Origin of the sequence: Mesorhizobium sp. M8A.F.Ca.ET.218.01.1.1 (assembly GCF_004791165.1) — a bacterium.
Lineage (GTDB): Bacteria > Pseudomonadota > Alphaproteobacteria > Rhizobiales > Rhizobiaceae > Mesorhizobium.
On sequence record NZ_SRUZ01000007.1, the window covers coordinates 120,013 to 132,239 of the forward strand.

Consider the following 12,227-nt stretch of genomic DNA (forward strand, 5'->3'; position numbering starts at 1 on the left):
TCGTCGGCCTGACGGCTATCCCTTGTCGGACTCCCGGCGCCGAGCTGGCGTTTGCCGCGCCGGCGGGCGCGCCAGGCCTTCGCCGGCGTCAGGCGCCGCCAGTGCTTTCACGACCGTCGCGGCGGCGCCATTCACCGCATGCGCGACACCCGGTTCGATCTGGCCGGCGGCGAGTTGCGAGAGCTCAGTCCGCGAAGAGACCTGCAATTTGCGGTAAATGTTGTTCATATGAATTTTCAGCGTACCTTTCGAGATGCCGACGTCGAAGGCGATCTGCCCGGTCGGCTTGTCGGCGAGAACTTGCCGCGCGATCTCGATTTCGCGGCTCGTCAGCCTCTGCGAGAGGCTCCGCCATTTCGTCCTGCGCGACGCCTCGTTCTGGACGGCCTCGCTGACAATCTCGGCGGGCAGCCACCGGCCTCCGGCGGCAACCCGGTGCAGGCATTTGAGCAGGGCGTCGACCGCGGCCTCCTTGAACACAATGCCGGCAACGCCTGCCGCGACAGCGTCGTAAAGTTGGGCCTGGGAGGCGCCGACCGTTAAAAGCACGCAGGACGTCGCGAGCCCCAGCCGGCCGATTTCGGCGGCGACATCGAGGCCGCTCAGTCCCGGCATGCTGATGTCGAGCACCGCGACATCAGGCACGTCGCGCTGGATGGCCGTCAGGGCGGCCGCGCCGTCCCGAGCCGAACCGATCACCGCGAAATCCGGGTCGCGGGCAATCATGTCGATCAGGCCGTGCAACAGCAGCGGGTGGTCGTCGGCGACGAAAACCGTGACCATGTTCAGTTCGCTGGCTGCCGAACTTCTCGGCCAGGGTCCCATGGCGCGGTGCGGCCATCGATGGCTTCCGGTGGCCGCCGGCGCCCGTGCTCGGTCATGGCGTCTTCTCCCCTTGCGTGTCTTTGTGACACATCAGCGACTTCGTCGTGCCGGAAGCGAACATCGCGACCCGGCCCTCATCCTGCGAAGCGTGAGGCCATGCTGACAGAGGCAGCGTGGTTGCGCAAAACATTAGCAACTGCTTAGTTAATCCTCAAGCGGCGCGCCGTGTAAAATGCGTGGCGGCGGACTGAAAGCAGATGTCACGCCGGTGTGGCGATGCTGGTCTTCATCTTGAATAATTCAACCGCATCATCCCGGAATTTTTGCTTTTTTCGGTCCACGGATCTCATGTGCCTGAAATAATTCAACCAATGCGAGGCCATTATTCTTGGATGCGGAAAGCATTTTTTCAGAACCGATATCGATTTTCTGCCTATAACCGAGGTTATATAGACGGACGCATTACAACCTGCGCAATATGGTTTGGGAAATATTAACGTCCAGGCAATCGTAGGATTGTTGGGGGTGTTGAGGCTTTGGGTGTGGGTATACCGGTCAGTCCGACGGCGGGCCAGTTCCGTCATACGGGAATAGCTGTGCTCGGCGAATGGGAGGCAGTCTCCTCGCCGATCCTTTCTCCTTTCAAAGCCGTCGATTTTGTCACGAACGATTGCTCGCCTGCATGGCCGCGTCCCTCGGACGTTGCGCGCCGGCGCTGCAATCAGGCCGGAATAGATGGGGGCGGCCCGACCGCCGACCAAATGTGGAGGAAGTAGCATGGCGATCGATATTGGCAATGGCGTCCTTCTCGAGGCTACGACGGAAGGTTCGGGCACCGGCAATTACGATTCCTTCCTGAGGCTGCAGGCGACAGGTATCGAGGAGGGCTTCAACACCGACCAGAACGGCAACGTCGTCGACAACAAGGCGTCCTTCACCCACGACCTGCAATACGGCAACATGCAGTCGATCAATGTCGACGGCGTCGACTATATCGAATTCCGGCTCGACCTCAATGAAAGCAACAATGAGACAAACGGCAACATCACGCTGACCGGCCTGGACATCTACATTTCAAACGCCGGAGCAACGCTTGCCGACTACGATGCGGATTTTGCGGGATTCACCACCGTCTTTCATCTTGACCTGAACGACCCCCAGTATTTGATTGACTCCAATCATGGCTCGGGAACGGACGACTACCGGGTGCTCGTGCCGGTCAGCGACTTCACGGCGGCCGGTGTCTCTCCCGACTCCTATGTGACGCTGTTTTCGAGCTTCTCAGGGGCCAATGGGGGCTTCGAGGAGTGGCGCACGCTTACGACGCCCGGCACCGGCACTGATGCGCCTGGAATCGGCATCGACAAGGTAACGGTCGACGGCTCGGCGATCGGCGACGATCTGCAGGTTCTCTCCGGGGACACGATCACCTGGCAATACACGGTCAGCAATACCGGCAATGTCGCATTGTCGAACATCGTCGTCACCGACGACCACAATGACGTGGTCGTGACGGCGGTTCTCAGCGGCGGTTTCAACGTCGGGGACACCAACCAGGACGGCAAGCTCGACACCACCGAGCACTGGAGCTTCATCGGCACCAGCATCGACAAGGCCGTCATCGGCGACTATGCCAATATCGGGACGGTGACCGGCTCGGCCGGGGCGGTCACCGTAACAGACAGCGACGGCTCCAGCTATTTCGGCGCCGATCCCGAGATCAAGATCGACAAGGTGACGGTCGACGACGGGGTCAAGGGCGACACTCTGACGATCCTGACCAACGAGCCGATCTCGTGGGAATACACGGTGACCAATATCGGCAACGTCGCGCTGTCGAGTATCTCCGTGACCGACAGCGACGGCGGCGTGACGCCGGTCGCGGTGCTTGGCAACGGCCATGTCACCAATATCGGCGACAGCAACGACAACAACATGCTCGACGCCGGCGAGATCTGGAAGTTCTCGGCAACCGGTACCTCCGCGGCTGGCCCTTACAGCAACACCGGTACCGCCTCCGGCTCCTTCACCGACGATGCCAACCACACACGCACCGCCACGGCCACCGACGACTCCGGCTATACCGGCGCCGATCCGCACATCACGCTCGACAAGAAGACCAACGGCGTCGACCATGACCTCAACATCTTCCAGGGCCAGCCGGTGACCTGGACCTACGATGTCAAAAACGACGGCAATGTCGCGCTCGCCCATGTGGTCGTGACCGACGACAACGGCACCGCCGGCACCGGCGATGATTTCCATCCAACCGCTATCCTCAGCGGCGGCTTCAACAGCGGCGACATCAACCAGAACGGCCTGCTCGATACAAATGAGACCTGGCACTACCAGGCGACCGGCGTCGCGCAGCTGGGTAGCTACGTCAACAACGCAACGGCCACCACCGATGCCTTCGTCGACACGGCCTTGCATTCGCGTACGCCGCTCGCCACCGACAGCAGCGACTATGAAGGCTTCTCGAACAAGGCGCTGACGCAGGGATTCTGGGGCAGCCACGCGGATGCATGGGACAATATTGCCGGCAATGAGGGCAATCCCACCAAGAGCGCCGTCGCCAGCCATGTTCTGTCCGGCCTCGACGTCAATCCGCGTACGGATGGCTATTTGCTGCTCGGCGACAGCAACGGCGACGGCATTGCCAACGATGCGCACGATCTCCTGATTTCGAACGCTCTGGCCAAGTCCATCGAATCGAGTTCGACCGGCGGTGACGCACGCGTCATCATGTTGCAACAGGCGATCGCCACCCAGCTCAACATCGACAACCATGTCGGTCAGCCCAACGACCTGATCGACGAGGCGGTGATGTGGCTGACCAAGCAAGGAGCGTGGTCAACTGTCGGCGTGAATGTCGATACCAACAATGACGGGGTCGTTGATGAGAATGGGGCTCACACGGCGCTTACGGGTGCGGCGGTGAAGACTTCGTCGGCTGCCTGGACAAGCTATGTCGACGTCACCGATCCGAGCTCCGGCATCACCGACTGGAACGGCGGCAAGGAGGCCGATGGCGAGGGCCTCAAGAATGCGCTGATGTGGTTCAACCAGGGGCAACTGGTGACGTCCGGACCGGGACCGGCCGGCAATGTCGCCTGGTTCGACGGGACCAACATCGTCGAAGAGCATCCCAACACGCTCGATCAATTCTGGCTCACGCTGCATCTAGTGGGGGGCCTGACGGGCATCGCCTGAGGCTGGTCTCCGGCCGTCGGCCGGGTGCCTTGCCGCAGCGCCGCCCACATGGATTGGCATGGAAAGGGGCTCCGCGATCTTCAATTCGGCGCAGGCCAGGGTCAGGTCCTTGGGTCTGGTTTTGATAGCCTGCGCCCTTTTTCCTGCACTCGGTGGCATGTTGACGACATCGCCAGGCGTCTGGCTGTTCTGCCTGGCGTTCGCGATGTTTGGCGCTCTTCTGCTGTTTCGGGGACGCAATCCTTTTCGCGCTGAAACCGCTCCTGGCGCAGCCCCCGGCGTCGCGGCGACGGCGCGAAAGGCTGCCGGGCCCGGTGCCCGGCAGCCCAATCCTCGGCAGCAGGGATCGGAACTCTCGGCGGCAATCAAATCCTGCCGCTCGGCCTTCATCGCCATCGCACTGTTCAGCGGCGTCCTCAACGTCCTGATGTTGTCCAGTTCGATCTATATGCTCGAGGTCTACGATCGCGTGCTGCCGAGCCGCAGCGTGCCGACGCTGATCGGCCTCAGCCTGCTCGTAGCCATCCTCTACGCCGGACAAGGCGTGCTCGATTTCATCCGCGGCCGCATCCTGGTGCGCATCGGGGGAGCCCTCGACGAAGCGCTCGGCGCCCGCGTCTATTCCAGCGTCCTCAAGCTGCCGCTCAAGGTCGGGCGCAATGGCGACAGCATGCAGCCGGTGCGCGATCTCGACAGCGTGCGGACCTTCCTGTCGGGCACCGGCCCGACCGCGCTGTTCGACCTGCCGTGGCTGCCGCTCTATCTAGCCATCATCTTCATGTTCCACGTGCTCCTCGGCGTAACCGCCCTGGTCGGAGCGATCGTGCTCGTCCTGTTGACCGTCCATGCCGAGCGGCTGACGCGCAAGCCGGTCACATCAGGCACCCAGACCGGCATCATCCGCAACGGCCTGACCACGACCGGCAACCGCAACGCGGAAGTCATCGCGGCTCTCGGCATGGGCGGCAGGATGGCGAAGCGATGGGAAGAGGCCAACCGCGACTATCTCGCCGAGCAGCGCAGCGTCAGCGATATCGCCGGCGGCTTCGGCGCCGTGTCCAAGGTGCTACGCATGCTCCTGCAATCGGCCATGCTCGGCATCGGCGCCTGGCTGGTCATCGAACAGCAGGCGACCGCGGGCATCATCATCACGGCATCGATCCTGAGCGGGCGGGCGCTGGCGCCCGTCGATCTGGTCATCGCCAACTGGAAAGGTTTCCTGACCGCGCGGCAGGGCTGGCAGCGGCTGACCAAGATTCTTGCCGCATTGCCCGCCGATGCCGAGCCGATGGTCATGCCCGCGCCGAGCCGCCACGTCTTCATGCAGAACGTCAGCGTCGCCGCGCCCGGCGTGCAGCGGCTGCTGGTGCAGGACGCCAGCTTCGCACTGGAAGCGGGACACGCCGTCGGCATTATCGGTCAGAGCGGTTCGGGCAAGTCGACGCTGGTCAGGGCGCTTGTCGGAGCCTGGCCGTCGGCCGCCGGCAGGATCCGGCTCGACGGCGCCGACCTCGATCAGTGGTCGCCGGAAGACCGCGGCCATTTCATCGGTTATCTGCCGCAGGACGTCGAGTTGTTCGCCGGCTCGATCGCCGAGAACATCGCGCGTTTCGAACCCGACGCCGATCCCGCATTGGTGATCGCAGCCGCCAGGGCAGCCGGCGCGCATGATCTCATCGTCGGTTTCCGCGATGGCTACGAGACGCAGATCGGCGAACTTGGCGAGGCCGTCTCGGCCGGTCAGCGCCAGCGCATCGCGCTGGCCCGCGCGCTCTATCGCGATCCGTTCCTGGTGGTGCTCGACGAACCGAATTCCAACCTCGACGCCGAAGGCGAACAGGCGCTGTTTCAGGCTATTGTGTCGGTGCGGCAACGTGGCGGCATCGTCGTGCTCGTGGCACACCGGCCAAGCGCGCTCGGCACGGTCGATTTCATCCTCGCCATGAGCCAGGGCCGCGTCCAGGCGTTCGGGCTCAAGGACGATGTCTTGGCCAAGCTGTTTCCGCGGCCGCAACCGGCGGTGAGCGCCGTGCCGCACCTCAGGCTCGCCACCGAGGAGCCGGCGCCGCGGCCGGGCGCGGCGGCGGCAGGCGAGTAAAGGGGAGGGATGATGCCGAGTTCCTCCCACCAGTCCATTCAACGCTACATGGGCTGGGGCCTCGTCGCGGTCGCGGTGCTGGTCGGCGGCGTCGGCGGCTGGGCCTCGCTGACGCGGATCTCGGGAGCGGTCATCGCGTCGGGGGTCCTCGTCGTGGATTCCCACGTCAAGGACGTACAGCATTCGACCGGCGGCATCGTCGGCGAGATCGCGGCGCGTGACGGCGACCGTGTCAAGCGCGGGGCGCTGCTCGTGCGCCTCGATCCCACCGTGCCGGCGGCCAACCTCGCCGTCGTCACCAAGGCCCTCGATCAGTTGTCGGCACGCGAGGCGCGCCTCGAAGCGGAGCGCCGGGGTGCCGATGCCATCGCCTTCCCCAGAGATATTCTCGATCGTCGCGGTGATGCGGCGATCGCGGAGATCATCGCCGGCGAGGAACAGGTCTTCGAGACAAGGCGTGCGGATCGTTCCGGCCGGAAGGGCCAGTTGCAGGAGCGCATCCTGCAGCTGCAGAAAGAGATTGGCGGGGACACGGCCCAGGCGGAAGCCAAGTCGCAAGAAATCGCGCTTGTCGAGGAGGAACTGGCCAGCATACGCGCGCTGTGGAAGAAGCGGCTGATCTCGATCGACCGCCTGACCGCCATGGAGCGCGAGTCGGCGCGGCTCGATGGCGAGCGCGGCCAGTTGACGGCGGCCCTGGCGCAGGCCCAGGGCAAGATCGCCGAGATCAATTTGCAGATCCTCCAGATCGACCTCGAACTCAGCACCGACGTCAACAAGGATTTGCGCGAGATCGACGGCAAGGTCGGCGAACTGACGGAGCGCAAGATCGCCGCCGAGGACCAGCTCAGGCGCATCGACATCCGCGCGCCGCAGGACGGCATCGTGCAGCAATCCATCGCCCACACCGTCGGCGGCGTCATCACCCCTGGCCAGACGATCATGCAGATCGTGCCCGACAGCGACAGCCTGACGGTCGAGGCCAAGATCGCGCCGAGCGACATCGACCAGCTGTGGGTCGGCCAGCCGGCGGCGCTGCGCTTCTCGGCCTTCAACCAGCGCACCACGCCGCAGATCAACGGGACGGTCGAACGAACCTCGCCGGACACGACGACCGACCAGCGCACCGGCATCAGCTACTATACTGTCCGCATCGCGACGACGAACTCGGAGATCGCGCGCCTCGGCGAGGTCAAGCTGGTTCCGGGCATGCCGGTCGAATCCTTCATCAAGACCGCCGACCGAACCGTGATCTCCTACCTCGTCAAACCGCTGCAGGATCAGCTCAACCGCGCCTTCAGGGAATGAGCGGGACATCTGGGATCGTTCGATCCGGTTGACGAATTGCCTCGGATTGCCGGGTGGCCGGCACAGGACCTGGCCCATGGCTGTCCGGGTAGTTCACGACGCGATGACCAAAATGTGCAACCCGAACCATCGGCTGTCCGTTTATGGTGTCATCGAGGCTATGCGATGTCCCGCGTCTACGATCTTGCATCCAATGGGGTCCGGCGTGTCTATGAAAGGCGCATAGACGCGCCGGCTATCCTCGATGCCGCCACCGATTTTCCGAACGCGGCGAAATTCATCGCCGCCTGGCGCGGCATACGCGACGAAGCGCTCGCGGTGCGGCTGGGCGGGGCGCCGCGCTTCCACGACATCATGCCGGAGCAGGCCGAGATCTCGGCCAATGACGGCCTCGACTGGCGCATGTTCGTGCTCAAGGCCTACGACATCGGGGTTCCCGAAAACCTGGCGCGGATGCCGGTTCTGAGCCAGTTGCTCGCCGAGTGTCCCGAAGTCAAATCGGCGGCCATCTCGTTCCTGGCGCCGCGCAAGCACATTCCCAGCCATCGCGGACCGTTTCGCGGCATCATGCGCTTTCATCTCGGCCTGGTCATTCCGCGGCAGACCGATGGTCGCCCCGCGACCATCATGATGATCAATCATCAGGAGAAGCGGATCACGGATGGCGAAGGCATGCTGTGGGACGACACCTTCCCGCACGAAGTGATGAACAACGCCGACGAGGCGCGCATTGCGCTGTTGCTCGACGTCTGGCGTCCGGGAATGCCGCTGGACATGGAAATCCTGTCCCGGCTCATCGTGCGCGGCGTGCAGGCGGGGATGCGCCACAGGGGCGTGTCCTTCTCCGGCTGAACCCTGTCCCTTTGTTTTTAAGCAATTTCCAAGGGAAAGCGCTAGGTCCTCACTCTTCTGAATTGCTTGTTCACGTGGCGACGACCAGCCGACGCGGCGCGGTCATTCGCCCGGTGGTGGGCGTGTCCTTGACAGCCTTAATTAATTTATTAACATTAGAAAATAATAGGGAGGAGAAGATGGGCGTCCATCACGGAGCAATCCTGCGCATCCTGCGCGACGACGGTCCGCAGTCGCGTGCCGAACTGGCGCGGCGGACTGCGCTATCGCCGACCGCGCTGACCCATCTGACGGCGCATCTGCTCAGGGAAGGGACGGTCGTCGAGCTCAACCAGGCCGCCGCCGGTGACGCACCCGTCGGCCGGCCGGCCATCGGCGTCGCGCTGGTGCCGGATGCCCTGTCGGTGGTTGGCGTGCACATCGGCGCCGGCACCATCCATGCCACGATCACCGACCTCAAGGCTTCCTCGAAAGCCATGGCCTCGCAGTATTTCGACACCGCCACCAGCGAACCGGCCGCGGTGATCGGCATGGTGGTGCGGACCGTCGAGCAACTGATCCGCAAGACAGGCGTCGAGCGGTCCCGGCTGATCGGCCTCGGGCTCGGCGTGCCTGGCCCGGTGGACACCAAGCGGCGGCGCAATTTGCAGTCGGTCAATTACGACTGGAAGGACGTGCCCTTCGCCGACGAACTCGAGACGGCCCTCGGCATACCCGCCGTGGTCGAGCACAATGTCAGCGCCATGGCGCTGGCGGAGTCGCGCTACGGCATCGGCCGCGACGCCACCGCGCTGCTTTACATCTACCTGCGCACCGGCCTCGGCGCCGGGCTGGTGATCAACGGCATGCCATTCCGCCCCGGCGGCTATGGGGCCGTCGAACTCGGCCATGTCCAGGTGGTAGAGAATGGCGAGCGCTGCGCCTGCGGCAACAGAGGCTGCCTGGAGACGTTCCTGTCCGAACGGGCGCTGGCCCGCGACGCGCATATCGAGGCGCCGCATCCCAAGCGGCTGCTGGCCGAGTTGGAGAAATATCCCGAGCCCTGGAACGCGGCACTCAGGCACCTGACGACAGCGATCGCGACCGCGACCAACCTGCTCAATCCGGACCTGATCGTTTTTGGCGGCCATCTCGCCGAAGCGCCGGAAAGCTTCATCGACCATATCCGCGAGGGCGTTCCGCCCCGCGTGCTGCCGCCGATGCGCGATGTGCTGCGCATCGAGCGGTCAAGCCTCGGCCCCGGCGCTGGCGCCATCGGCGCTTCGGCCGCGGCGCTCGACCACTTCTTCTATTCGGGGGTTTCGCGATGAGCGAGGCAGCCAAGACGACGCGCCCAGGCGGTACGCCGGAAGGGCAAGGCATCGACTATCCCGGCCTCGCGCTCAATCTCGTCGGGCTCGTCGCCGGTGTCGCCATCTGGTGGGCGCTTACGGCGGGCGGCGCGGTCGGCCTGCCGCCGCCGCCGCAGGTGGCGGCGCGGTTCGGTGATGTCATCGCCAGCGGGCAGCTTGCCACCGATATCGCCTCCAGCCTGGCGCGGGTGCTGACCGGCTTCCTGCTCGGCGTCATCCTCGCGATCCCGGTCGGCTTCGTCATGGGCTGGTACAAGGTCGCCCGTTCGCTGATCGAGCCCTATCTGCAGTTCTTCCGCATGATCCCGCCGCTCGCCATCATTCCGCTGGCGATCGTCACCATGGGCATCGACGAGACGCCAAAAATCTTCGTCATCTTCCTGGCATCGTTCCTGGCCAGCGTCGTCGCCACCTATCAGGGCGTCATCAGCGTCGACAAGACGATGATCAACGCCGCGCGGGTGCTTGGCGCGAAAGACATGACGATCTTCCTGCGCGTCATCATCCCGGCGTCGACGCCGTTCATCCTGGTCGGGGTACGCATCGGGCTTGGATCGGCCTGGGCGACGCTGGTCGCCGCCGAACTGATCGCCGCGCAGTCCGGGCTCGGCTTCCGTATGCAGCAGGCGCAGCTTTATTACGACCTGCCGACCATCTTCGTCAGCCTGATCACCATCGGCCTGCTCGGCCTTGCCATGGATCGCATCCTCCTGGTGATCGAGCGCCGGCTCACCGTCTGGCAGGAGCGCGTGTGATGGCTTCCAGGATCGTCCCAAAGATCGTGTTCGACAAGGTCACCCGCCGCTTCGATCTGAGCGACAACAGCTTCATCGCGCTCGACCGGCTGTCGCTCGACATCGCCGACGGCGAGTTCGTCACCGTCGTCGGCCCCTCCGGCTGCGGCAAGTCGACGGCGCTCAACATCGCCGCCGGCCTGTTGCGGCCGAGCGAGGGCAGCGTGCTGGTCGACGGCAAGGCTGTCGAAGGGCCGGGGCCGGAGCGCGGCATGATCTTCCAGCAATACGCGCTCTTTCCCTGGCTGACCGTTCGCCAGAACGTCGAGTTCGGGCTGCGCATCAAGGGCGAGGAGGCTTCGCGCCGCAGGCAGATCGCCGAGCGTTTCATCGACCTCGTGGGCCTCGGCGACTTCGCCGACGCGCTGCCAAAGACGCTGTCCGGCGGCATGAAGCAGCGCTGCGCCATCGCGCGCGCCTATGCGGTGGACCCGTCCATTCTTTTGATGGACGAGCCGTTCGGCGCGCTCGACGCGCTGACCCGCGTGCAGCTTCAGGACCAGTTGCTCGACACCTGGAGCCGCGAGCGGCGCACGGTGATGTTCATCACCCATGATGTCGACGAGGCCGTCTACCTTGCCAACCGCGTCATCGTCATGGCGGCGCGGCCGGGCAGGCTGAAGGAGATCATCGATGTCCCGCTGCCTTATCCCAGAACCGAGGAAATCCGGCTTTCGGCCGAGTTCATGACCATCCGCAACCGCGTCTGGCAAGCGGTGTACCACCAGTAGCGGCGGAAGCCGTTTAGCACCAGTAACAGGAGGAGAGTAGCGTGACGCTGACAAGACGGAATTTCATGGCATCCTCGGCGGCGCTGGCCGCGTTCGCCGCCTCTGGCATCAAGGCCAGGGCAGCGGGGACGCCGGCGCGCATCGGCTACAATGGCGACTTCTGGGGCGCGAGCATCTCCGGCGTGGCCGCCGATCAAGGCTTCTATGCCAAGCATGGCGTCGACGCCGACATCAAGGTCTTCACCAACGGGCCGATCCAGGTGCAGGCGCTGGGCGCCAACAGCCTCGAGTTCGGCTATCTCGGGCCAGGCGCGCTGTGGCTGCCGGCGACCGGCAAGGCCAAGATCATCGCCGTCAACGATGTCGGCTTTTCCGACCGGGTGATCGCCCAGGCCGGCATCAAGTCGATCGCCGAGCTCAAGGGCAGGAAGGTGGCGATCGCGGCCGGCACGTCAGGCGACATGCTGCTGCGGCTGGCGCTGCGCAAGGCCAACATGGCGATGACCGACCTCGACATCGTGCAGATGGACCCGAGCACCATCGTGGCGGCCTTCGCCTCCAAGCAGGTCGACGCGGCCGGCATCTGGTACCCGTTCGTCGGCATCATCAAGACGCGGGTTCCCGACCTGGTGGAACTGGCCAAGAACGACGATTTCTACCCGCAGACCACGTTCCCGAGCGTCTTCATCGCCCGCAACGATCTGGTCGAGGGCAATCCCGATCTCGTCAAGAATGTGGTCCGTGCCATCAAGGACGCGCAGGATTTCCGCGCCGCCAACCAGGACAAGGCGATCGAGATCACCTCGAAACTGCTTGGCATTCCGGCCGAACAATTGAAGACCGAGGCCGGCTACGGGCGTTTCATGACCTCGGCCGAGATCACCAAGCTCACCAAGGACGGCAGCGTGAACGGCTGGTTCGCGACGATGAATGACCTGTTCAAGACCTTCGGCAAGCTCGAGACCTCGCTCGACCCGAAGGACTACTATCTCGGCGATCAATATATTTCGGCCTGATGCCGGCTCTTGAACACCGCGAGCCCCGGTAATCAGCC

The 12,227-nt window shown here is 64.2% G+C and carries 9 protein-coding genes; 8 read left to right on the plus strand and 1 reads right to left on the minus strand.

All coding sequences use genetic code 11. From position 1 onward, the window contains the following. Window positions 1-15 precede the first annotated feature (15 nt). A complete protein-coding gene (locus EN861_RS24320; protein ID WP_189343718.1) occupies window positions 16-783 on the minus strand; it encodes a response regulator transcription factor in 768 nt (255 codons plus the stop codon). 819 nt (window positions 784-1,602) lie between these two features. Between EN861_RS24320 and EN861_RS24325 the strand changes: the two genes are divergently transcribed. The 8 genes from EN861_RS24325 (at window position 1,603) to EN861_RS24360 (ending at window position 12,189) form a co-directional block, all read left to right on the plus strand. Then, complete coding sequence (locus tag EN861_RS24325; protein ID WP_189343719.1) at window positions 1,603-4,038, plus strand: hypothetical protein; 2,436 nt, start codon at window positions 1,603-1,605, stop codon at window positions 4,036-4,038. A gap of 205 nt (window positions 4,039-4,243) precedes the next feature. Then, entirely contained in the window at window positions 4,244-6,136 is a 1,893-nt protein-coding gene (locus tag EN861_RS24330) for a type I secretion system permease/ATPase (protein ID WP_135866043.1), read from the plus strand. A 12-nt stretch (window positions 6,137-6,148) separates the two neighbouring features. Continuing rightward, window positions 6,149-7,444 (plus strand): HlyD family type I secretion periplasmic adaptor subunit, encoded by a 1,296-nt coding sequence (locus EN861_RS24335; RefSeq protein ID WP_245512099.1) that lies wholly within the window; start codon window positions 6,149-6,151, stop codon window positions 7,442-7,444. Window positions 7,445-7,609: 165 nt separating this feature from the next. Then, complete coding sequence (locus EN861_RS24340; RefSeq protein WP_127279631.1) at window positions 7,610-8,296, plus strand: aspartyl/asparaginyl beta-hydroxylase domain-containing protein; 687 nt, start codon at window positions 7,610-7,612, stop codon at window positions 8,294-8,296. A gap of 179 nt (window positions 8,297-8,475) precedes the next feature. Beyond that, the gene (locus EN861_RS24345) at window positions 8,476-9,606 is read left to right on the plus strand and encodes an ROK family transcriptional regulator (RefSeq protein ID WP_127279632.1); all 1,131 of its coding nucleotides are present in this window, start codon (window positions 8,476-8,478) and stop codon (window positions 9,604-9,606) included. Next, a complete protein-coding gene (locus tag EN861_RS24350; RefSeq protein WP_127279633.1) occupies window positions 9,603-10,403 on the plus strand; it encodes an ABC transporter permease in 801 nt (266 codons plus the stop codon). The genes EN861_RS24345 and EN861_RS24350 overlap by 4 nt, the downstream gene beginning before the upstream one ends. Before the next feature lie 11 nt (window positions 10,404-10,414). Beyond that, window positions 10,415-11,173, plus strand: a complete 759-nt coding sequence (locus EN861_RS24355; RefSeq protein WP_189343732.1) for an ABC transporter ATP-binding protein — start codon at window positions 10,415-10,417, stop codon at window positions 11,171-11,173. A 41-nt stretch (window positions 11,174-11,214) separates the two neighbouring features. Further along, window positions 11,215-12,189, plus strand: coding sequence for an aliphatic sulfonate ABC transporter substrate-binding protein (locus EN861_RS24360; RefSeq protein ID WP_245464447.1), 975 nt, complete (start codon window positions 11,215-11,217; stop codon window positions 12,187-12,189). Window positions 12,190-12,227 lie beyond the last annotated feature (38 nt).

Bases quoted from the DNA above. Each gene is read 5' to 3' on its own strand.
- EN861_RS24320 (WP_189343718.1), bottom strand. From the start codon at position 783: ATGGTCACGGTTTTCGTCGCCGACGACCACCCGCTGCTGTTGCACGGC.
- EN861_RS24345 (WP_127279632.1), top strand. From the start codon at position 8,476: ATGGGCGTCCATCACGGAGCAATCCTGCGCATCCTGCGCGACGACGGT.
- EN861_RS24350 (WP_127279633.1), top strand. From the start codon at position 9,603: ATGAGCGAGGCAGCCAAGACGACGCGCCCAGGCGGTACGCCGGAAGGG.
- EN861_RS24330 (WP_135866043.1), top strand. From the start codon at position 4,244: ATGTTTGGCGCTCTTCTGCTGTTTCGGGGACGCAATCCTTTTCGCGCT.
- EN861_RS24325 (WP_189343719.1), top strand. From the start codon at position 1,603: ATGGCGATCGATATTGGCAATGGCGTCCTTCTCGAGGCTACGACGGAA.
- EN861_RS24340 (WP_127279631.1), top strand. From the start codon at position 7,610: ATGTCCCGCGTCTACGATCTTGCATCCAATGGGGTCCGGCGTGTCTAT.
- EN861_RS24335 (WP_245512099.1), top strand. From the start codon at position 6,149: ATGCCGAGTTCCTCCCACCAGTCCATTCAACGCTACATGGGCTGGGGC.